General features: G+C 61.6%; 20 protein-coding genes. 4 read left to right on the plus strand and 16 right to left on the minus strand.

Annotated features, from left to right (window positions below):
• Together PYR71_RS28545 and PYR71_RS28550 are read left to right on the plus strand one after the other, a co-directional pair.
• Positions 1–198 (plus strand): hypothetical protein (locus PYR71_RS28545; RefSeq protein ID WP_275621684.1); only part of this gene is annotated, 198 nt, incomplete at its 5' end.
• Between the two features lie 230 nt (positions 199–428).
• Positions 429–2,369: a M23 family metallopeptidase gene (locus tag PYR71_RS28550; RefSeq protein WP_183917050.1), complete on the plus strand. Its 1,941-nt coding sequence runs from the start codon at positions 429–431 to the stop codon at positions 2,367–2,369.
• Between the two features lie 97 nt (positions 2,370–2,466).
• Here the strand turns inward: PYR71_RS28550 and clpB are convergent, their stop codons facing one another.
• The 6 genes from clpB to PYR71_RS28580 form a co-directional block, all read right to left on the minus strand.
• Complete coding sequence (gene clpB / locus PYR71_RS28555; protein ID WP_275621685.1) at positions 2,467–5,067, minus strand: ATP-dependent chaperone ClpB; 2,601 nt, start codon at positions 5,065–5,067, stop codon at positions 2,467–2,469.
• A gap of 253 nt (positions 5,068–5,320) precedes the next feature.
• On the minus strand, positions 5,321–6,031 hold the full coding sequence (locus PYR71_RS28560) for a DUF4167 domain-containing protein (RefSeq protein WP_275621686.1): 711 nt from the start codon (positions 6,029–6,031) through the stop codon (positions 5,321–5,323).
• Positions 6,032–6,373: 342 nt separating this feature from the next.
• The gene (gene prmC, locus PYR71_RS28565) at positions 6,374–7,234 is read right to left on the minus strand and encodes a peptide chain release factor N(5)-glutamine methyltransferase (protein ID WP_275621687.1); all 861 of its coding nucleotides are present in this window, start codon (positions 7,232–7,234) and stop codon (positions 6,374–6,376) included.
• On the minus strand, positions 7,231–8,310 hold the full coding sequence (gene prfA / locus PYR71_RS28570) for a peptide chain release factor 1 (protein ID WP_275621688.1): 1,080 nt from the start codon (positions 8,308–8,310) through the stop codon (positions 7,231–7,233). The genes prmC and prfA overlap by 4 nt, the downstream gene beginning before the upstream one ends.
• A 28-nt stretch (positions 8,311–8,338) precedes the next feature.
• Positions 8,339–10,606: a phosphoenolpyruvate--protein phosphotransferase gene (gene ptsP, locus PYR71_RS28575; protein ID WP_275621689.1), complete on the minus strand. Its 2,268-nt coding sequence runs from the start codon at positions 10,604–10,606 to the stop codon at positions 8,339–8,341.
• An 89-nt stretch (positions 10,607–10,695) separates the two neighbouring features.
• Entirely contained in the window at positions 10,696–11,970 is a 1,275-nt protein-coding gene (locus PYR71_RS28580; protein ID WP_064686444.1) for an aspartate kinase, read from the minus strand.
• Positions 11,971–12,265: 295 nt separating this feature from the next.
• Here PYR71_RS28580 and ubiG point away from each other — a divergent pair, with 295 nt between their 5' ends.
• Entirely contained in the window at positions 12,266–13,012 is a 747-nt protein-coding gene (gene ubiG / locus PYR71_RS28585; RefSeq protein WP_183917061.1) for a bifunctional 2-polyprenyl-6-hydroxyphenol methylase/3-demethylubiquinol 3-O-methyltransferase UbiG, read from the plus strand.
• Between the two features lie 54 nt (positions 13,013–13,066).
• Here the strand turns inward: ubiG and PYR71_RS28590 are convergent, their stop codons facing one another.
• The 4 genes from PYR71_RS28590 to PYR71_RS28605 are packed head-to-tail and all read right to left on the minus strand — an operon-like array spanning position 13,067 to position 15,425.
• Positions 13,067–13,495, minus strand: a complete 429-nt coding sequence (locus PYR71_RS28590; protein ID WP_183917063.1) for a DUF1178 family protein — start codon at positions 13,493–13,495, stop codon at positions 13,067–13,069.
• On the minus strand, positions 13,492–14,349 hold the full coding sequence (locus PYR71_RS28595) for a carbon-nitrogen hydrolase family protein (RefSeq protein WP_275621690.1): 858 nt from the start codon (positions 14,347–14,349) through the stop codon (positions 13,492–13,494). The genes PYR71_RS28590 and PYR71_RS28595 overlap by 4 nt, the downstream gene beginning before the upstream one ends.
• 10 nt (positions 14,350–14,359) lie before the next feature.
• Positions 14,360–14,617, minus strand: coding sequence for a glutaredoxin 3 (grxC, locus tag PYR71_RS28600; protein ID WP_010002303.1), 258 nt, complete (start codon positions 14,615–14,617; stop codon positions 14,360–14,362).
• A 31-nt stretch (positions 14,618–14,648) separates the two neighbouring features.
• Positions 14,649–15,425: a ComF family protein gene (locus tag PYR71_RS28605; RefSeq protein ID WP_275621691.1), complete on the minus strand. Its 777-nt coding sequence runs from the start codon at positions 15,423–15,425 to the stop codon at positions 14,649–14,651.
• Between the two features lie 77 nt (positions 15,426–15,502).
• On the opposite strand from PYR71_RS28605, the gene PYR71_RS28610 reads away from it, so the two are divergent.
• The gene (locus PYR71_RS28610; RefSeq protein WP_183917688.1) at positions 15,503–16,387 is read left to right on the plus strand and encodes a methyltransferase domain-containing protein; all 885 of its coding nucleotides are present in this window, start codon (positions 15,503–15,505) and stop codon (positions 16,385–16,387) included.
• A gap of 76 nt (positions 16,388–16,463) precedes the next feature.
• Here PYR71_RS28610 and PYR71_RS28615 read toward each other — a convergent pair whose 3' ends face one another.
• The 6 genes from PYR71_RS28615 to PYR71_RS28640 form a co-directional block, all read right to left on the minus strand.
• Positions 16,464–16,631, minus strand: coding sequence for a Flp family type IVb pilin (locus PYR71_RS28615; RefSeq protein WP_183917069.1), 168 nt, complete (start codon positions 16,629–16,631; stop codon positions 16,464–16,466).
• Between the two features lie 62 nt (positions 16,632–16,693).
• A complete protein-coding gene (locus tag PYR71_RS28620; RefSeq protein WP_275621692.1) occupies positions 16,694–17,011 on the minus strand; it encodes a hypothetical protein in 318 nt (105 codons plus the stop codon).
• Between the two features lie 230 nt (positions 17,012–17,241).
• Entirely contained in the window at positions 17,242–17,655 is a 414-nt protein-coding gene (gene mutT / locus PYR71_RS28625; RefSeq protein WP_183917073.1) for an 8-oxo-dGTP diphosphatase MutT, read from the minus strand.
• On the minus strand, positions 17,652–18,458 hold the full coding sequence (locus tag PYR71_RS28630) for a GNAT family N-acetyltransferase (RefSeq protein WP_275621693.1): 807 nt from the start codon (positions 18,456–18,458) through the stop codon (positions 17,652–17,654). Before PYR71_RS28630 ends, mutT begins: the two co-directional genes overlap by 4 nt.
• Positions 18,439–19,680: a bifunctional glutamate N-acetyltransferase/amino-acid acetyltransferase ArgJ gene (argJ, locus tag PYR71_RS28635; RefSeq protein ID WP_275621709.1), complete on the minus strand. Its 1,242-nt coding sequence runs from the start codon at positions 19,678–19,680 to the stop codon at positions 18,439–18,441. The genes PYR71_RS28630 and argJ overlap by 20 nt, the downstream gene beginning before the upstream one ends.
• A gap of 113 nt (positions 19,681–19,793) precedes the next feature.
• Complete coding sequence (locus tag PYR71_RS28640; protein WP_275621694.1) at positions 19,794–20,675, minus strand: peptidylprolyl isomerase; 882 nt, start codon at positions 20,673–20,675, stop codon at positions 19,794–19,796.
• Between the last annotated feature and the right edge of the window lie 30 nt (positions 20,676–20,705).

Below are 20,705 nucleotides of genomic sequence, written 5' to 3' on the forward strand. Positions count from 1 at the left end.
ACTTCGTCGCCAGCAGCGCCGCCGCCCTCGTTCAGTGAGTGGGCTTATAGAACCAACCCCTTTTCCAAGTCAACAGCGCATTCTGAAAAAAATCATTTTTCTTTCAAATCATTGTTTCAACACGCGAAATTTCGGAACCCGCTGAAAGCCGGTCGTTTTCCGGACTCCGACCTCGAGCGGACGGGTTCGGAGATGTGAATATTCTTCGACTTTTCGTGGAAAGGGCGCCCTTTCGTCTCTCACGCCCCGACATGATCACAATCTGCTGGTCTTAAGGGACACATGATTCACACAGGCAAATGCAGGCAGATTGCTTCCAGTGAGCGATTTGACTTCCATGCTTAAAATATGCACATCTTTCGCCCCAGCCAGGATGGCCAGGAAATGCTCCAAGAGACTTCAAATGTAAGGATGCGGACCCGACTGCCATGATGACGGAGAAAATGATGATCCGCTCGTTGGGCAACGAGCCTCCGCTTCTGGCCGACGGCAGGCGCGCTCCCGACCGTCGCGAGGTTTCCCTGCGCTGGCTCTCGGGCACGTTCCTCACCGGCATTACCTCTTCCGTCCTGATGGGCGTCGCCCTGTTTGCCGCCCTTGATGGCCGCCAACAGCTGGCGATCCCCGCCGAAGCCTATGCGAGTGCTGCCACAGAAGCGCATGAGGATACGACCGTCGTCCGCGGCGGCCGGCTGATCGCGCCCGCCATCGCCGCAAAACCGTCCGACCGGGCGATCATGGAAGTTTCCACCGTCGTCCATGACGGCGAAAAAGAGGTCGTGCGCCGCCAGCCCTTCGCGCATGTGAAGATGACGCTGGCCGCCAACCATGTCGCGACCGAGGACTATCCCGATTTCGATCCCCTGGCGATCTTCTCCGCCGACGAGCCGCAGCCTGCCCCGCAAAGCCGCACCGGGGCGCTTTACGGCTCCGACGTTGAATCCGAAGTCAGCCTGAAAACCATCGCCTTCCCGACCGGCAAAACCGGTATGAAGATGGCCTCCGGCCTGTCACTCGAGGAGGTCGAAGAAAATGTGCGCTCCAACGGTTCCGTGCTGACCGACGGCAATACGCAGCTCGCAGCGCTTTATTACGTCGATCCGCGTCGTTTCTCCAACGAGGATGCCGATGTCGATTTGACTGCGGGTCTCTCCGCCCGCGTTCTCGAGCAGAACATGACCGTCTCCGCACCGGAATCGATCACGCCGCAGACCGAAGAATTCGCAGACGACATCCTGCCGGTGCGCGTCGACGCACCCATCGCCAAGGCGCTGACAGATTCCGGCTATCCGCAGCAATATGCCGATGGCATTGCCGGCATCATCGCCCAGCAGTTGGGAGCCAGCGACCTCGAAAAAGGCGACGTGCTGCGGATCGGCATCATCCAGAAGGGCGAACAGGCAAAGATCATCCGGGCCAGCGTCTATCGCGGAACGCGCCATCTGGTCACCGTGGCTCTCGACGACAAGGGCAAATATGTGCCAGGGAGCGAGCCGCCGATGCTGGACGCCATCGCCACAGCTTTTGATGACAATTCCTTCGCCCCGCCGCCCGGCCAGAACCTGCCACGCGTTTATGACGGCATCTTTCGCGCTGCCCTTTCCTACGGCATGACCAAGGATATGACCGCGCTGATCATCAAGCTGCTCGCCAGCAATGTCGATTTCCAGGCGCAGCTGAGACCGACGGATACGCTCGAGGCCTTCTTCTCCGTCGCCGACAGTGCCGGCCAGGCAACCGAGGATTCCGAACTGCTATACGTCAACGCCCGTTTCGGCGATACGCAGACGCGCTTCTACCGCTTCCAGGATCCCGAGGACGGCACGGTCGATTATTTCGACGAGAACGGCAAGAGCATCCGCCAGTTCCTGCTGCGCAACCCGGTTCCGAACGGCATCTTCAAATCCGGCTTCGGCATGCGCCGGCACCCAATCCTCGGTTTTGCCCGCATGCATACCGGCGTCGATTGGGCGGCCCCCCGCGGCACGGCGATCATCGCTGCCGGCAACGGCACGGTCGAGAAAGCCGGGTGGGATTCCGGTGGCTATGGAAACCAGACGATCATTCGCCATGCGAACGGTTACGAATCCTCCTACAATCACCAAAGCGCCATCGCCAAGGGCGTCGTGCCCGGCGCCAAGATCCGCCAGGGCCAAGTGATCGGCTGGGTCGGCACGACGGGCGAATCCACCGGACCGCATCTGCATTACGAGCTGATCGTCAACGGCACCAAGGTCGACCCCCTGCGCATTCGCCTGCCGGGCGGCAAATCCTTGCAGGGCGAGGCATTGGCAAAATTCGAGGATGAGCGCAAGCGCATCGATACCCTGCTGAACAACCAGACACCGGATCAGGTGGCGAGCAAGTAATCGTCGCCACAGCCGGCAGGCTGATGAACTGCTGGGGCGTCTCGGCCCAAAAAATGGCGGCCGAGGCCGCCATTTCTCATTCAACCGACGGCTCGCCCTATGCCGCTTCGCTGACCGACTGCCGGGTCCGGAACTGCAGCCGGTCCGAACCGCTTGTCACCTTCACCGTCGATCCATCCGGCACCTGGCCGGACAGAATCTGCTCGGCGAGTGGATCCTGCACGAATTTCTGGATTACCCGCTTCAGCGGCCTTGCGCCGTAGACCGGATCATACCCTTTATTCGCCAGCCAGTGGCGGGCGTCCTCATCGAGATCGATGACGATCTTGCGCTCCGACAGCAGAGCCACCAGCCGCTTCAGCTGGATATCGACGATCGCGCCCATCTCCTCGCGCTTCAGGCGGTGGAAGAGGATGATCTCGTCGATGCGGTTCAGGAATTCCGGCCGGAAATGCCCGCGCACGACCTCCATCACCTGTTCGCGAACCGTATCGCTGTCGTCGCCGTCCCTGAGCTGCGTCAGATATTCGGCGCCGAGGTTCGAGGTCATGATGATCATCGTGTTGCGGAAATCCACCGTCCGGCCCTGGCCGTCGGTGAGACGTCCATCGTCCAGTACCTGCAGAAGGATGTTGAAGACGTCCGGATGCGCCTTCTCGATCTCGTCGAACAGCACGACCTGATAAGGCCTGCGGCGCACGGCTTCCGTCAGCGCTCCGCCTTCGTCATAACCGACATAGCCGGGAGGGGCGCCGATCAGCCGGGCAACGGAGTGCTTCTCCATATATTCCGACATGTCCATGCGAACCATCGCCGTTTCGTCGTCGAACAGGAAGCGGGCGAGCGCCTTGGTGAGCTCCGTCTTGCCGACGCCGGTCGGGCCGAGGAAGATGAACGAGCCGATCGGCCGGTTCGGATCCTGCAGACCGGCGCGGGCGCGGCGGACCGCTCGCGACACGGCCTGAACAGCATCGCCCTGACCGATCACCGATTTCCCGAGCTCGTCTTCCATCCGAAGCAGCTTGTCGCGTTCGCCCTCCAGCATCTTGTCGACCGGGATGCCGGTCCAGCGGGAAACGACATGGGCGATGTTGTCGGGGATCACCACCTCCTGGACCATCGCGCCGCGCTCGCCATCCTGCTTCTCGGCTTCGACGAGCTGCTTTTCGAGATCCGGAATGACGCCATAGGTCAGCTCGCCGGCGCGCTGGAACTCACCCTTGCGCTGGGCGATCGCCAGTTCGTTGCGGGCATCGTCGAGCTGCTTCTTGAGATCGGCGGCAAGGCCGAGCTTCTGCTTTTCCGCCTGCCAGCGGGCCGTCAGCGCATCGGCCTCCTCTTCAAGCGTGGTCAGTTCGGCCTCCAGCCGCTTCAGCCGATCAGCGGAGGCGACGTCGGTTTCCTTCTTCAACGCCTCGCGTTCGATCTTCAGCTGGATGATGCGGCGGTCGAGCTCGTCGAGCTCCTCCGGCTTGGAATCCACCTGCATGCGCAACCGCGCTGCCGCCTCATCCATTAGATCGATCGCCTTGTCGGGCAGGAAACGGTCGGTGATGTAACGGTTGGACAGTGTCGCGGCGGCGACAAGCGCCGCATCGGCGATGCGCACCTTGTGATGCTGCTCGTATTTCTCCTTGAGGCCGCGCAGGATCGAGATCGTGTCTTCGACCGTCGGCTCGTCGACGACGACGGGCTGGAAGCGACGGGCAAGCGCCGGATCCTTTTCGACATGCTTGCGATATTCGTCGAGCGTGGTCGCGCCGACGCAATGCAGCTCGCCGCGGGCAAGAGCAGGCTTCAGCAGGTTGGAGGCATCCATCGCCCCATCGGCCTTGCCGGCGCCGACCAGCGTGTGCATCTCGTCGATGAACAGGATGATCTCGCCGTTTTCCGCCTGCACTTCGTTGAGCACGGCCTTCAGCCGCTCTTCGAATTCGCCGCGATATTTCGCGCCGGCAATCAGCGCGCCCATGTCGAGCGCCATCAGCTTCTTGTCCTTGAGCGATTCCGGCACGTCGCCGTTGACGATACGCAGCGCCAGCCCTTCGACGATCGCCGTCTTACCGACGCCTGGCTCGCCGATCAGCACCGGGTTGTTCTTGGTGCGGCGGGACAGGACCTGGATGGTGCGGCGAATCTCATCGTCGCGCCCGATCACCGGATCGAGCTTGCCTTCGCGAGCTTCGCCGGTCAGATCACGCGCGAATTTCTTCAGAGAATCGAAGCCCTGCTCGGCGTTGGAGGAATCGGCCGTCCGACCCTTGCGGATATCGTTGATGACCTGGTTGAGGCCCTGAGCCGTGACGCCGGCATTCTTCAGTGTCGAAAAGGTCGACGCCGAGGATTCGATTGCCAGCGCCTGCAGCAGGCGCTCAACGGTGACGAAGCTGTCGCCGGCCTTCTTCGCCGCCTCTTCGGCGGTCGAAAGCACCTTGGCCAGCGGCTGCGCCAGATAGATGTTGCCGTTGCCGCCTGAGATCTTCGGCAATTTGGCAAGGGCCGCGTCATTGGCAAGCCGGGCAGCCTTGGGATCGCCGCCAGCGCGCTCGATCAGCGACGCCGCCATCCCCTGATCGTCATCGAGCAGGACTTTCAGCACGTGCTCAGGCGAAAATTGCTGATGACCCTGCGCTAGCGCATAGGTCTGCGCCGACTGGATGAAGCCGCGCACCCGCTCCGAATATTTCTCGATATTCATATTCCACCTCCATGGATCGCCCTGCCCTTACGAGGCGCAAACCGATGATTGAGATCGGCCCCCTGAAAAGGCAGGCCGCGCTTGCCCGTCTCTCGATTTGGGCGAAGCAGTTCGAGGAGAATATGGTAGCCTTTTCCAGGAGTTTAAAGAGCCCGTAAAATGAAAATCCCCGGCACAGGGCCGGGGATTTTCAAGCAAATCCGGGCAGATGGTATGAACGTCCCGCCTTTTCCCGAAGGAAAGGCGAAATCCTTCACTCCGATGTGGCGTCCGCCAGAACAGGCGCCTCGGCGGAAGCGCCCTCGCCTTCCGGGGCTGCGTCGCCTTCTGCGCCACGACGCGGGCGACGGGGACGATTGCCGGCGCTGCGGCGGCGCGGCTGGCGTTCGCGCGGCTGGCCGGCGGAACCTTCCTCGTCCATGGCGACCTCGGCAGGAATGCCTTCGATCTCCGGCTGCGGACCGGTTCCATCGATGACCTCGGGCTGAGGTGCCGGAGCGGGAGCCGGCTGCGGCTGTGCCTGCGGCTGGTGCTGCCTGCTCTGCGGCGGCTGAACGATAACGGCATCATCGCCGTCATTGTCGTTGTTATCAATATCGTCGCCGTCGCGATCCGCCGCGTCGCGGTCATTGTAGTCGCCGCGGTCGTCGCGCTGGAAACGCTCCTGCATCTGCGCCTGGGCGCTGGCGATGATCCGATTGTAATGTTCGGCGTGCTGAAGATAGTTCTCGGCCATCACGCGGTCGCCGGAGCTCTGGGCGTCACGGGCAAGTTGCGCATATTTCTCGGCAATATGCTGGGCAGTGCCGCGAATTTTCACGTCGGGGCCGGAGCTGTCATAGGTCCGGGTCAGCGGATTGCCGCCCTTGCGGTTAAAATTGTTGTTGTTGTTATTTCCGCCGCCGCCATTGTTATTATTGTTACCACGCCCTCGACCGCGCTTGTTTTGCTGTCCTGGCCTCATAGATCGTTCCCTGAATTCTCTGTTTGTGATGGATACATGGCACCAACCGCCATGACCGGAAAACCGGGTCAGGACCTTTGTGCCGCGAGCATACTGCGCCTCTGCGCCGACCTGCCGCTTGGTTCTCAAGTCAGTTTGACTGATTCACGCGTTGGGTCGTGTTCAACCGTTGAAACTCTCGTTTAAAAGAGCGGACCCCCGAGGCAAACCAAGTACCGAACGAATCTCGTTCATTCCTCTCTGCCCAACACGTGTCCGCAACCTATATTGCTTCCCGGGGAAATCCAAGCCTTTTCTTCGCAATAACAATAATGTCCCGTTCAATGCCGCCATAATCGCCTTTTAGGCGAGCGCGAACATGAGCGCCCTGTCGTTCTGACCATAATCTTTCACGGATTTGAGGCAGTTGAAGCCCTTCGCTTCGAAGATCGCCGTCACATCGTTTCGCTGATCGTAGCCGATTTCCAGTGCGAGAACCCCATCGGGCCTCATGAACCTTGCCGCATCCTTGGCTATGGCTCTGTAGGCGTCAAGCCCATCCGGGCCGCCATCCAGAGCCGCAACCGGATCAAATTTCGTCACTTCGGGAGCAAGATCGTGAATGACATTGGAGGCAATATAGGGCGGATTTGAGACAATCGCGTGAAATGAGCCCTGGATCTTCTCGAACCATTTCGACCGTACAGCCTGAAAGCGATCCTGCAACCCGTTTCTTTCTGCGTTTGATCTTGCCGTTCCGAGGGCATCCGCCGATATGTCGCTGCCGATGCCTGACGCCTCGAGACACTCGCTCAACAGCGCAAGGCATATCGCCCCGGTCCCTGTTCCGATGTCAAGAATATGGAGACGCCCGTGGACCTTTGCAAGGTCCTTGAGATAGGGAAGCACCGTATCGACCAGAATTTCCGTATCCGGCCGCGGCTCCAGGGTTTCCGCCGATAGCTGGAGCGCCAGGCCGTAAAATTCCCGTTCGCCAAGAATGCGATGCACCGGCTCATGGCCGAGTCGCCGCTCCAGCGCCTTGGAAATCATCGCGATCTGATCAGCAGAAAGCTTCTCGGCCGATCGCGTCAACAGTTCGGTCGATGACTGTTTCAGAAGGCCCGCGACAAGCAGACGCGCATCGGTTGCCGGATCGGCGATGCCTGCCTCCGTGAAGCGACGGCGCGCTTCGGCAAGCATATCGGCGACCGTCTGGCTCATAGCTGCTCGCCGAGCTGCGCAAGCTGGCTTGCCTGATAGTCGGCCATCAACGCATCGACGACCTCCTCGATCTCCCCCTCCATCATCCGGTCGAGCTTATAGAGCGTCAGATTGATGCGATGGTCCGTCACGCGTCCCTGCGGGAAGTTATAGGTGCGGATGCGTTCCGAGCGATCGCCGGAGCCGACCTGGCTCTTGCGGTCGGCCGAGCGTTCGCTGTCGGCCCGCTGCCGCTCGGCATCGTAGAGCCTGGAACGCAGAACCTGCATCGCTTTGGCGCGGTTCTGATGCTGCGATTTTTCCGAGCTGGTGACGACGATGCCGCTCGGCAGGTGCGTGATGCGCACCGCCGAGTCAGTCGTATTAACGTGCTGGCCGCCGGCACCGGAGGAACGCATCGTGTCGATGCGGATATCTTCCGGTCGGATTTCGATGTCGATCTCCTCTGCCTCCGGCAGCACCGCCACCGTCGCGGCCGAGGTATGGATGCGCCCGCCCGCCTCGGTTTCCGGCACACGCTGCACGCGGTGTACGCCGGATTCGAATTTCAGCTTGGCAAAGACGCCTCGCCCGGTGATCGTCGCAATGATTTCCTTGTAGCCGCCGGCTTCACCCTCACTTGCAGAGAGCACCTCCACCTTCCAGCCCTTTTCGGCGGCGAAACGCTCATACATGCGGAAGAGATCGCCAGCAAAAAGGGCAGCTTCCGAGCCGCCGGTACCGGCGCGGATTTCCAGGATCGCGCTCTTTTCATCCGCCGCATCCTTCGGCAGAAGCAGGATCTGCATTTCCTGCTCCAGCACCTCGATCCGCGCTCTCACTTCGGGCAATTCGAGTTCGGCTAGATCGCGCATCTCGCGATCGACCGATTTGTCCTCGAGCAGCGTTTCGAGATCGGCAAGCTCAGCGACCGCCTTCTCGTAGGCGCGGATCTTCGTGACGACAGGCTGCAGCTCGGAATATTCGGATGCGAGCTTCACATACACATCGGCGGCCGGGCCGGTCGACATGCGCGCCTCGATCTCGCCGAAGCGGCGTTCCAGCTCGCGCATCTTTTCAACGGGAAGCTTCGCCACCCTTCACTCCGATTCTTCTTATATTTCTCTAAAGGGGAATATTGTGGCTCTCGGCGAAGCGGGCAAGCACCTCGCGCATCGTCACCGTGCTGCGATGATCGTCCAGCACTTCGTCCATCACCTTTGCCAACGCTTCGACATCAAGCCCGAGCAGCATTGCTTTCACCGGCCCGATCGAGGCCGGTGACATCGAAATCGCGCGGAATCCGATGCCGAGCAGCGCCATTGCCGAGAGCGGCTTGCCGGCAAGTTCGCCGCAAAGCGTCACCGGCGTCTTGTTCCGGTCCGCCCCACGCACGATGTCGCGCAGGATCCGCAAGAACGGCTTGCCCAGCGGATCGAAGCGGTCCGACACACGCGCATTGCCGCGGTCGACGGCCATCGAGAACTGGAAGAGATCGTTCGAACCGACCGAAACGAAATCGACCGCCTCCATCAGCTCGTCGAGCTGCCAGAGCAGCGCCGGCACCTCCAGCATCGCACCGAATTGCAGCTTGCGCGGCAGCCCGTGGCCGAAGCGCGAGAGATGCTGCACTTCCTTCTGCAGGAGCTCGCGGACCATCCTCAGCTCGGAAACCTCGGTCACCATCGGCACCATCAGCTTCAGCTCGGTATCGGCCGACGCTTTCAGCAGGGCGCGCAGCTGAGTGCGCAACAGTCCCGGCCGGTCGAGCGACAGCCGGATGGCGCGCCAGCCGAGTGCGGGGTTTTCCTCCTCGTGGCCGCGGAAATAGGGCACCACCTTGTCGCCACCGATATCGAGCGTGCGGAAGGTGACGACGCGGCCGGCCGCCTGTTTGATCACATTGCGGTAGAACTGCTCCTGCTCGTCCGCCTTCGGCATGGTGGAGGCGATCATGAATTGCAGCTCGGTGCGGAAGAGACCGATGCCCTCTGCACCCGATTCCGACAGCTGCGGCAGATCGACCAGCAGGCCGGCATTCATCATCAGCGAGATCCGCTGGCCGTCTTTGGTGACCGGCTCGATGGCGCGCAGTGCCCGGAACTGCTCCTGCCGTCTGGCGCGGAAGCGGACCTTTTCCTCGTAGGAACGGCGATGATCGGCCATTGGCCGCAGGTGCACATGCCCCTCATCGGCGTCGATGATCACGGCATCGCCGTTCTCGGCGAGCGCCACGACACCCGCCGCCTGGCCGATAACAGGAATGCCCATGGCACGCGCGACGATCACCACATGGCTCGTCACCGCCCCTTCCTCCAGCACTAGCCCGCGGACATTGGCGCGCGGATAATCGAGCAGTTCCGCCGCCCCCATGGCACGCGCCAGGATGACCGCGTCGTTGGGGAAACCTTCCGCGGTCGTCCGACCGGTATAACCGGTCAACTGCCGAAGCAGACGGTTCGCCAGATCCTCGAAATCATGCATGCGTTCGCGCAGATAGGGGTCGGTCAACCGCATCATCCGCGCCTTGGTGTCGCTCTGCACCTTCTCGACCGCCGCTTCCGCCGTCAGGCCGTTGCGGATCGCCTCCTCGAGCTTGCGCACCCAGCCCTGGTCATGCGCGAACATCCGGTAGGTTTCGAGCACCTCACGATGCTCGCCCTCCATCGACACGTCGCGACGCGACAGCATGTCGTCGATTGAGATCCTGAGCGACCCCATGGCTTCAGCCAGCCGCCGGATTTCCTTCTCGGCATCCTCGTTGAGCAGGTTGGTAACGACGATGCGCGGCTCGTGCAGCACGACGTAGCCGAGGCCGATGCCGTCATTATACGTGTCGCCGTCGACGGTCACCGAGCGCGTCAGGTCGAGTTCAAGGCCCGGCTTGGTGATCTTCTTCAGTTCGCCGGTTGCGATCATCTCGGCAAGCACCATTGCCGTCGTCTCGAGCGCTTCCACCTCTTCCTCGCGATAGGTGCGGCTCGCCTTGTTCTGCACGACGAGAACGCCGAGCGAGCGCCCGGTCCTCAAGATCGGCACGCCGAGGAAGGAATGGTAGATCTCTTCACCCGTCTCCGGCAGGTAGCGGAACGCCGGATGCGACTGCGCGTCGGAAAGGTTGAGCGGCTGCGCTGAAGCCGCGATCGTGCCGACGAGGCCCTGCCCCATCTTCAGCTGTGCCAGGTGCACGGCCTCGCGGTTGAGGCCTTCGGTGGCGTAGAGTTCAAGCACACCGTCGGCGCGCAGCACATAGACGGAGCAGACTTCCGCCACCATGTTGCTGGCAATCTGGCGGACGATCCGGTCAAGACGATCCTGCGGCTCCAGCGGCTCTGCCATCAACTCGCGCAGCCGCCTGAGCAGCACGCGCGGACCGCCGGAAAGGTCTCTCATGACGTCTCAAGCTCCCGAAACAACGCACTCTGTCCCGGCCGGCCTGCCGTCGTCTCCTCAACCTGAAGGAGCAGGCCACCCGCTGGGAATCAATTCTTATCCAGACCGTAGCAGGAATGCAAAGTCCTGACAGCGAGTTCTGCATAGGGACCGTCGATCAGGATGGAAATCTTGATCTCGGAGGTGGTGATCGCCTTGATGTTGATGCCTTTTTCGGCAAGTGCACGAAATGCGGTAGCAGCAACGCCGGCATGGCTGCGCATGCCGATGCCGATGACCGAGACTTTCACCAGTCCCGATTCGTTCTGCACGACGTCATAGCCGATCTTCTCCTTATGGTCGCCGAGCACCTTGATCGCTTTCTCGACGTCGCCAGACGGCACGGTGAAGGTCATATCGGTCTTCGATCCGTCCTCGGAAATATTCTGGACGATCATGTCGACATTGATATGGGATTCGGCAAGCGGCCCGAAGATCGCGGCGGAGACGCCCGGCCGGTCGGCAAGACGGCGAAGCGAGATCTGAGCCTCATCCTTGGCATAGGCGATGCCGGTGACTACTTCCTGTTCCACGATTTCATCCTCGTCACAAATCAGCGTTCCGGGCGGGTTCAACAGATCGCCCATGCCCGGAGCATCGGGATCTTCGAAAGACGAGCGCACGAAGGTACGCACCTTGTGCACCATGGCGAGCTCGACCGAGCGCACCTGCAGCACCTTGGCGCCGAGCGAAGCCATCTCGAGCATTTCTTCGAAAGCGATCTTCTTCAGCCTTCGCGCCTGCGGCACGATGCGCGGATCGGTCGTGTAAACGCCGTCGACATCGGTATAGATATCGCAGCGATCCGCTTTGACAGCGGCCGCGATGGCGACGGCCGACGTATCCGATCCGCCGCGTCCGAGCGTGGCGAGGCGGTTGTCCGGTCCCAGCCCCTGGAAGCCGGCGATGACGGCGACCTGCCCCTCGCCCATGCGCTTGATGATGTCGGAGCCGTCGATCTCCAGGATGCGCGCCGCGCCATGGGCATTGTCCGTGCGGATCGGGATCTGCCACCCCTGCCAGGATCGCGCATTGATATCCATCGCTTGTAATGCGATCGCCAGCAGCCCCGAGGTCACCTGCTCGCCGGAGGCGACGACCGCATCATATTCGCGCGCATCGTAAAACGGAGAGTTGGCGCCGATCACCTTCGGCATGCCCTGCACCCAGCCAACCAGCTCGTTGGTCTTGCCGGACATGGCCGAAACGACCACCGCCACCTCGTGGCCGGCATCGACTTCACGTTTCACATGGCGGGCAACGTTCTTGATGCGGTCCAGGTCAGCGACGGACGTGCCGCCGAATTTCATTACGATGCGTGCCATATGCCTCTACCACGACTGGCGCCGGAAAACGGAAACCCGAACCCGGCATCACGAAAGCTCTGGGGCGGACCGCTCGGCGAAAGAGCCGAGTTACAATTTCTGGAACCGCTCTAAAAGCCCAGGCCTGTAAGGCCCCAAGTTGCGGCGTCTCTTAGCGAGTTTGGCGGGGGGAGGCAAGCGCGCGCGATAAAAGCAATTGCCGGGCGGTTCCACGCCTGTCGGTCTCCTGCTTCGCGCCCCTTGACTTATGCCTGTGATCATCCGACTTCACATCTGACGAACGAAGGAGTGGACGATGACGGAAGGCGCCAGAAGCACGATCGACCAGGGCGAAGTGGACCGCTTCTCGGCGATGGCGGCGGAATGGTGGAGCCCGACCGGCAAGTTCAAACCGCTGCACAAATTCAATCCCGTCCGCCTCGCCTATATCAGAGACAAGGCCTGCGAGAATTTCGGCCGCGATCCGAAAAGCCCTCGCCCGCTCGAGGGTCTGCGCGTCCTCGATATCGGCTGCGGCGGCGGCCTTTTGTCGGAACCGGTCGCCCGCATGGGTGCCACCGTCACCGGCGCGGACCCTTCCGAGAAAAATATCGGCATCGCCTCGACCCATGCGAAAGCGTCCGGCGTTCCGGTCGACTACCGCGCCGTCACCGCCGAGGAGCTCGCCGAGGCCGGTGAGACCTTCGATATCGTGCTGAACATGGAAGTGGTCGAACACGTCGCCGACGTCGAGTTCTTCATGACGACCTGCGCAAAAATGGTCCGCCCCGGCGGCCTGATCTTCGTTGCCACCATCAACCGCACGATGAAGGCGGCAGCGCTTGCCATCTTCGCCGCCGAGAACATCCTGCGCTGGCTGCCGCGCGGCACCCACCAGTATGAAAAGCTGGTGCGTCCGGAAGAGCTGGAGAAACCGCTTGCCGCAAGCGGCCTCGAAATCACCGACCGCACCGGCGTCTTCTTCAATCTGCTGTCGAACCAGTGGAATCTGTCGAGAGATATGGACGTGAACTATATGCTCCTGGCAAAACGGCCGGCTTGATGCGGCATTCAAGCCGGCTACGTTTCGTCATTGGGCCAATGCGCCGGCTGAATTTCAGTGTACATCCTCCGGCAGAACCGGAATAGCAGCGATCTCGATGCCTTCTTCCACCAGCGCCTGCGCTTCGTCCAACGTCGCCTGGCCGATGATGCCGCGGGCATCGGCCTCGCCATAATGGATCTTGCGGGCCTCCTCGGGAAACTTCGTGCCGACATCCTCGGAATTGGCTTTGACAGCGGCGACGGCCTCTTTCAGTTTTTGCAGGGCCTCCTGCCGCATCGCGTCCATCGCCAGGGTCTGCCTCTCTTCCTTCTTGCGCGCCGTCGAAACGGAAGGCGCCATCAGAAGCTTGGAGACGGCGGCGGAATGGCAGACCGGGCAGGTCAGGAAACCGGTCGCGACCTGACGGTCGAAGTCGGCGCTTTCCGAAAACCAGCCTTCGAATTCATGGGCATTGTCGCAGGTGAGAGAATAGCGGATCAAGCGGCGACGCCTCCTTCGACTGCCCCCGCAATCTTTTCGACCGAGAATTCCCGGCCGTTCCTCAGGTTCGGGATCTTGTCATGCGCAGCCTTGACCGCGCCGGGATCGATCTCGGCGAGGATGACGGCCTCGCCGATGGCACCGGCCGAGGCCAGCACCGTGCCCCAGGGGTCGATGATCATCGAGTGGCCGAAAGTCTCGCGCCCATCCTCGTGCCGGCCGGCCTGCGCCGCGGCGATGACGAAGACACCATTCTCGATTGCGCGGGCGCGCAGAAGGATCTCCCAATGCGCTTCGCCCGTCTGCCGGGTGAAGGCGGCGGGAACCGTCATCACTTCGGCGCCGGCAATCGCCTGGGCACGGAAAAGGGCGGGAAAGCGCACGTCATAGCAGATCGCAAAACCCATTTCGGCAAAGGGCAGCGACAGGACACGCGCCTCCGAACCGGCCTTATAGGCCGCACTTTCACGCCAGCTCTCTCCATTGTCGAGATCGACATCAAACATGTGGATCTTGTCGTAGCGATTGAGGATCCTGCCGTCCGGACCGAACAGGAAACCGCGATTGGCGAGCTTGCCGTCGGAAAGCGCGATCGCCGTCGAGCCGACATGCATGTAGATGCCAAATTCCCGAGCAAGCTCGGAGCCGGTCTTGACGATAATGTCATGCGTCTCGTCGGCGAGCACGGCAAGCGCCGCGGCGCGGTCGCGCTGCAGCATGCCGGTCATCTCGGGCGTCTGCACATAGGTCGCGCCCTGGGCGGCAGCCTCGCGCACCAGTCGCGCCATGGCGGCGGCATTCTTGACCGGATCGACCCCGGAGCACATCTGGATGGCGGCAGCCTTGAAACTCATCGGTTCCTCCTCAGGCCGCCAGCATCGGATCGAGCTTGCCGGCTCGGTCGAGCGCAAAGAGATCGTCGCAGCCGCCGACATGTTCGGCGCCGATGAAGATCTGCGGGAAGGTGGTCCGCCCGTTCGACTTGCCGATCATCTCCTGACGAAGGTCCGGGGAATAGGTCGCATCGTGCTCGACGTAGTCGACGCCCTTTTCTTCAAGAAGGGACTTGGCGCGGCTGCAATAGCCGCAGAACTGTCGTGTATAGATCGTGACGGGTACCATAATATCTCCAGACGGATGCCGGGTATGTCTGTCATATAGGCTCGGAGAGAGCCCTTGCAAAGGTCAAAACCGTGATCTCGGCCGCACCCGCCTTGCGCAGCGTCCGGCTTGCGGCGGCAACCGTCGCCCCTGTCGTGTAGACGTCGTCGATAAGGACGACGCGCTTGCCGAAAATGTCGTTTTCGCGCCCCTTCGTAATCGCGAAAGCGCCTCTGACATTGTCCTCGCGTGCCTTGGCGCCGAGGCCAACCTGCTGGCTGGTGCGCTTGACGCGCACAAGGGTGGCGGCAAGCAGCGGTTTTCCCGAAAGCCTTGCCATATGGCGGGCAAGCTCGGCAGCCTGATTGAACTTGCGGGTCAGCATGCGGGTGCGGTGCAGCGGCACCGGAATCAGCGCATCGCAGCTTTCGACCGTCCCGTCAGAGGCGCGCAGCATCCAGCCGGCCATCATCGGCGCCAGATCGGTGCGATCCCGATATTTGAGCCCGTGCACGAGGTCGCGAACCGCATGGTCGTGGGTCGCCGCCGACCGCAGCCGGTCGAAAGGCGGCGGATTGGCGATCGCCTCGGCGCTGAGGATGCCGGCGCCGAGATCGTGCGAGAACGGAATGCCGAGGACCTCGCAATAGGGCCGTTCGATGAAGCGGATGCCGGCCCAGCATTTCGCGCACAGTCCGCGATGGCCACCGGTCGAAATACCGCAGACAGAACAGGCGGGCGGATAAAGAAAGTCGGCGAGCGCCGAAAACGGCCGCAAGAGCTGCGTCCGCAAAAACTCCGCCGGTCTCTCGAAATCGATTGGTCCCATGCCGACGAGACTAGCCTGTTCTCATCCAAAGGAAAATCGCCTTGCTGCTTCAGCGGGGCGGGACTATGGACATCGCCATGGAAACGATCTTCGACAGAGACCTGATCGCCGCACATCGCCATCGCGCGCTTGTCAACAACGACCCGAAAGCCGCCTTTCTGCTGGACATCGCGGCAGAGGAAATGGCCGAGAGGCTTGATGTCGTCGAGCGGCGTTTTGAAACCGCCGTCGAATTGCACGGCACGACAGGTGCCGCGGCCCGCGCGGCAATGGCGACGGGCAAGATCAGCACAATGATCCGCATCGAGAGCGAGAAGGCCTATGCGGCCCCAGGCGATACCCTGATCGAAGCGCCTTTCGAAGACGTCCCGCTCGAGCCGCAATCGACCAATCTCGTCCTTGCGCCGCTCAGCCTGCATTTGACCAACGACACACCGGGTGTTTTCATCCAGATCCGGCGTGCTTTGAAGCCGGACGGCCTGTTCCTGGCAGCCATTCCCGGCGCCGGCACGCTGCAGGAACTGCGCGACGCCCTCTTGACCGCTGAGGTCGAAATGACCGGCGGCGCCAGCCCGCGCGTCATTCCCTTCGCCGATGTGCGCGATGTCGGCAGTCTCATGCAGCGCGCCGGCTTCACCCTGCCGGTGATCGACGCTGAGACCTATACGGTACGATATGATTCTCTCTTTCCGCTGATGCGCGATCTCCGAGCCATGGGCATGAGCAATCCGCTCGCAGCCCGCGACCGCATGCCCCTGACCCGCGCCTTCTTCCTGCGTGCGGCAGAGATTTATGCCGATCGCTATTCCGACCCGGACGGACGCATTCGCGCGACCTTTTCAATCATCTATGTCTCCGGATGGGCGGCTCACGAGAGCCAGCAGAAGCCGCTCCAGCCAGGTTCGGCCAAGGTACGCCTTGCCGATGCGCTGAAAGTGGACGAGCACAAGCTCAGGCAATAGTGAATGATATCGAAAAGTGTCAGCGGCTAGTGCAGCTCGTCATGCTGCAGCCCGTCAAAAACAGTCGGCCGCCAGTTCAATTGACGGTGATATTGTTGCTGACAACGCTGAAGACGTTCTGCAGGCTGCCGGTAAAGATGCCGAGACCCGAGACAAGCGCTGTGCAGATGACGGCGGCGATCAGGCCGTATTCGACCGCCGTTGCACCTGTGCCGTCCGCAAGAAATGCTTTCAAAAGACGCATTACCAACTCTCTGAATTGACTGCAATGACCAGTTGCAAGCCATCAGGCGATGGCCGGCATTTTCAACAACCGGCGCCGACGCCATATCCCTGAACGACGCAAACCGACCCGGGCGTCTGCTGGAGGACGCTGCGGCGGATCGTATAACGCTTACCGCCTTCGTTGTTCGGGATCGATCCGGTGGTGATCGTGTCGAAATCCACCGGCGCGCTGGCAAAGACGCTTTTCTTCGAAGAATCGGCAAGCATCGGCGTCAGGATCAGCGTCAGGGCGACCACCGCCGTGCCAAAGAGAAGGGCGATATTGAGCGCACCCGTCCTGCGCGAGGCAGACGAAGCCCGTTCCTTCTCCCGGACCGCTTTCCAGAAATCATCGTCCATGAGGTCAAGCCTTTTAATACACGCACGCCAGATGCTTGATTGAGGCCGATCTTTGGCAGAAGGTGTTAAACGATCCATTAATATCCACAGCCGAAAGCAGCACGGCGCAATAATAATCAGCAAACGCTAATGCATAGCACCTGGAAATGTCCGGCGACTGCAGAATAATGACACATCGACAAAACAAAATCGCGGGCGGGTCGCACGGACCAAGCTCAACGAGAGCCGCTTTAAAGCAAATCCTGCAGCATCGGGATGAGCGGCTCGTCGGCCGGCGGCATCGGGTAATCCCGAAGAGCCCCCGCACGCACCCATTTCAGCGCCTGCCCCTCGCGGCCCTGTGCAATGCCTTCATAGCGCCGGCAAATATAAAGCGGCATCAGGAGATGGAACGTCTCGTAGGAATGGCTGGCGAAAGTCAGCGGCGCGAGGCAGGCGATCTTCGTCTTGATGCCGAGTTCTTCCTCGAGCTCGCGCACCAGCGTCTCCTCCGGCGTCTCGCCGGGCTCGACCTTGCCGCCGGGAAACTCCCAGAGCCCGGCAAGCGATTTTCCCTCGGGACGCTGTGCCAATAGAATACGCCGATCGGCATCGATCAGCGCGCAGGCGGCGACCAGCAATATCTTCCGGCCTGCCTCGCTCATCGCGTCTCCCGCTGCCAATAACAATAATGATAGGCGTCGCGAAACCCGAGGCGCTCATAAAGTGCGATCGCCGGGCGGTTGGAAAGCTTTACCTGCAGCCAGGCCGATCGGGCGCTGCGCATGCGGGCCCAGCGCAGCGCCGAAGTCAGGATTTCGGTGCCCAGTCCTTCGCGCCGCCGCGTTTCGCAGACCGAAAGCGACATGATGCCGGCAAGATCGTTGTCCTGGACGCAGAGCACGGTCGCGAGCGGTCCCTCTGCCGCACTTTCGATCATGAAGAGGCCCGATGGCGGCTTGATCGCGGAAATGATTTCGGCGAGCGCCGGCTTCAAGCTCAGCGGCGCCCTCTCGACCGTCAGATTGGCATCGACGAAACGGCCGACGTCATGGGTCGGCAGATGATCGAGCGTATCCGGCAGCGCAGCCTCGGCGAGATCGCAGGTCATTACCACTGTCTCGTCAAATCGCGTCCAGTTCTGGGCGCGCAGAAGCTCGATCAGCACCGGCGACGCCAGCGGAGTCTGCCGGACGACGGCGGCGCGGCCATAGGCCTCGAACTTGCGGCTCGCCTTTTCCAGGCGGATCTGGACGTCGCGATGGTCCGAGGGATCGAGCGGCACGATGGAGTTCAGCCGATTGGACGGGTGGCCGGCTGTCAACCGGACCTGCCAACTGCCGTCATATTGCACGGATGCCGCCGGCCAGGCGCGAAAACCGACAGCCTCCAGCCTGCGGACCAGCGGCAAATTCTGCGAGGAAATAGATGCCTGCTCCAACGAACGATCAGCTCCGATAGTCGCCATTGATCGCAACATATTCCTTGGTGAGGTCGCAGGTCCAGACGGTTGCCGAACCAGAGCCGAGGCCGATATCGACTTTGACGAGGATATCCTGCGCCTTCATCACATTCGAGGCGGCTTCCTCGGAATAATCGGGATCACGCTCGCCATTGACCGCGACCCTGACGTCGCCGAACCAGATGGCCAGCCGGTCGCGGTCGGCCATCTCGCCTGACTTGCCCACGGCCATGACGATCCGGCCCCAATTGGCGTCTTCGCCGGCAGCCGCCGTCTTGACCAGCGGCGAATTGGCAATCGACAGCGCGATACGCTTGGCGGCGGCGTCGCTCTCGGCACCGGTCACCGTGATTTCGAGCATCTTCGTGGCGCCCTCGCCGTCACGCACCACCTGCAGCGACAGATCCTTCAGCACTTCGTTGAGAGCGGCGCGGAAGGCGGCAAGCCGGGGATCGTCGGCGCGTTCGATGCGGGCCTGGCCGTCTTCGGCCGCCGCACCCGTCGCAAACAGCATCAGCGTGTCGGACGTGGAGGTGTCGCTGTCGACGGTCATGGAATTGAAGGTCGGGCCGACGCCATCCGACAGCAGCACCTGCAGCGCGGCCGGCGCGATATCGGCATCGGTGACGACGAAAGAGAGCATCGTCGCCATATCGGGCGCAATCATGCCGGCACCCTTGGCGATACCGTTGATCGTGACGGCAACCCCGCCGATTTCGGCGCTGCGGGTCGAAACCTTCGGATAGGTGTCGGTCGTCATGATCGCCTTGGCGGCTTCGAACCAGAAATCGCTGGTGGCCTCAGCCTGCATCTTATCCAGGACGCCTGAGAATTTGGTGGCATCGAGCGGTTCGCCGATGACGCCGGTCGATGCCAGGTAGACCTCGTTCTCGCCGCAGCCGACGGCGGCGGCTGCCGATTTCGCCGTCAGCGCGGTCGCCTGGCGGCCCTTCATGCCGGTAAAAGCATTGGCATTGCCGGAATTGACGACGACGGCCCGGGCGCTGCCATGGGGCAGGTTGGCGCGGCAAAAATCGACCGGCGCCGACGGGCACTTGGAGCGGGTAAACACCCCCGCGACGGCGGCCGGCTTGTCGAAGACCATCATCAGCACGTCGGTACGGTTCTTGTACTTGATGCCGGCGGAAGCCGTCGCCATGCGCACGCCGCGCAGCGAAGGCATCTGGACGAAGGATTTCGGTGCGAGCGGAGAAACGGAACCGGACATGATGAAACCTGCCAATGAGCATTTCCGGGCGAAATGGAAACCGGCTCGCCGTCGGAAATGCGACAACAACAACGATAAGGAAGGGCCCGGAAGAACCGGGCCCTGATGCGATATTACTGCTTCGGCGCCGGTTGGGCAGGCTCGCTGCCCGGCTCCGGCTGCTTGTTGGCCTGATCATAACCCTTGCGCAGCGTCTCGTCCGAGATCTCGATCTTGGCGGACGTCTTGGCCTGGTTCAGGAGGGCGAGATACTTGTCGCGCATGACGAGCTGACGAACCTGATCCTGCACCTGATCGAAAGGCGGCGGCGGAGCGTCGCGCTTGTCCTCGACCTTGATGACGTGATAGCCGAAGTCGGTCTTCACCGGGGTCTTGGAATAGGCGCCCTTCTCGAGCGCGAAGGCTGCGTCCTCGAATTCCTTGACCATGCGACCACGCGAGAAAAAGCCGAGATCGCCGCCTTCCGACTTGTTCGGATCGGTGGATTTTTCCTTGGCGAGTTCGGCGAAATCCTTGCCGGCGTCGAGCTGCTTGATGATCTCCTTGGCTTCGTCCTCGGTCTTGACGAGGATATGGCGGGCGTGGACTTCCTCCTGCTTCGGCAGGGCCGCGACTTCCTTGTCGTAGCGCGCCTTGATTTCTTCGGGCGTCACAGTGTCGACGACATGCTTCTTGAAATAAGCGTTATGCAGCTCGCGATCGGAGAGATACTGCATGCGCTTCTTGAATTCTTCGGTCTGGTCGAGCTTTTCGGTGATGGCGTCGGCAGCAAGGAGCTTCACGTCGATGGCGGCGGAGAGAGCTGCGACCTTCTTCTGGTCGTCGGGAAGCTGCGCCAGCTGCGGATCGAGATTGGCGACGGCAAGATCGAGTTCCGACTGGTGGATCTCCAGATTGCCGACTTTGGCGACGACAGCGTCCTCTGCATGGGCCGGAGCCTGGAATGCAACGAAAGTTGCAAACGCCAGCAGGGCGAATTTATTGGTGCTCAACATCAAATAACCCTTCACAGTTTCATCGCCGGC

Source organism: Rhizobium mulingense, from assembly GCF_029194105.1.
GTDB classification, from domain to species: Bacteria; Pseudomonadota; Alphaproteobacteria; order Rhizobiales; family Rhizobiaceae; genus Rhizobium; species Rhizobium mulingense.

Bases quoted from the DNA above. Each gene is read 5' to 3' on its own strand.
- PYR71_RS28550 (WP_183917050.1), top strand. From the start codon at position 429: ATGATGACGGAGAAAATGATGATCCGCTCGTTGGGCAACGAGCCTCCG.
- clpB (WP_275621685.1), bottom strand. From the start codon at position 5,067: ATGAATATCGAGAAATATTCGGAGCGGGTGCGCGGCTTCATCCAGTCG.
- PYR71_RS28560 (WP_275621686.1), bottom strand. From the start codon at position 6,031: ATGAGGCCAGGACAGCAAAACAAGCGCGGTCGAGGGCGTGGTAACAAT.
- prmC (WP_275621687.1), bottom strand. From the start codon at position 7,234: ATGAGCCAGACGGTCGCCGATATGCTTGCCGAAGCGCGCCGTCGCTTC.
- ptsP (WP_275621689.1), bottom strand. From the start codon at position 10,606: ATGAGAGACCTTTCCGGCGGTCCGCGCGTGCTGCTCAGGCGGCTGCGC.
- PYR71_RS28580 (WP_064686444.1), bottom strand. From the start codon at position 11,970: ATGGCACGCATCGTAATGAAATTCGGCGGCACGTCCGTCGCTGACCTG.
- ubiG (WP_183917061.1), top strand. From the start codon at position 12,266: ATGACGGAAGGCGCCAGAAGCACGATCGACCAGGGCGAAGTGGACCGC.
- PYR71_RS28595 (WP_275621690.1), bottom strand. From the start codon at position 14,349: ATGAGTTTCAAGGCTGCCGCCATCCAGATGTGCTCCGGGGTCGATCCG.
- grxC (WP_010002303.1), bottom strand. From the start codon at position 14,617: ATGGTACCCGTCACGATCTATACACGACAGTTCTGCGGCTATTGCAGC.
- PYR71_RS28605 (WP_275621691.1), bottom strand. From the start codon at position 15,425: ATGGGACCAATCGATTTCGAGAGACCGGCGGAGTTTTTGCGGACGCAG.
- PYR71_RS28610 (WP_183917688.1), top strand. From the start codon at position 15,503: ATGGAAACGATCTTCGACAGAGACCTGATCGCCGCACATCGCCATCGC.
- PYR71_RS28615 (WP_183917069.1), bottom strand. From the start codon at position 16,631: ATGCGTCTTTTGAAAGCATTTCTTGCGGACGGCACAGGTGCAACGGCG.
- PYR71_RS28620 (WP_275621692.1), bottom strand. From the start codon at position 17,011: ATGGACGATGATTTCTGGAAAGCGGTCCGGGAGAAGGAACGGGCTTCG.
- mutT (WP_183917073.1), bottom strand. From the start codon at position 17,655: ATGAGCGAGGCAGGCCGGAAGATATTGCTGGTCGCCGCCTGCGCGCTG.
- PYR71_RS28630 (WP_275621693.1), bottom strand. From the start codon at position 18,458: ATGGCGACTATCGGAGCTGATCGTTCGTTGGAGCAGGCATCTATTTCC.
- argJ (WP_275621709.1), bottom strand. From the start codon at position 19,680: ATGTCCGGTTCCGTTTCTCCGCTCGCACCGAAATCCTTCGTCCAGATG.
- PYR71_RS28640 (WP_275621694.1), bottom strand. From the start codon at position 20,675: ATGTTGAGCACCAATAAATTCGCCCTGCTGGCGTTTGCAACTTTCGTT.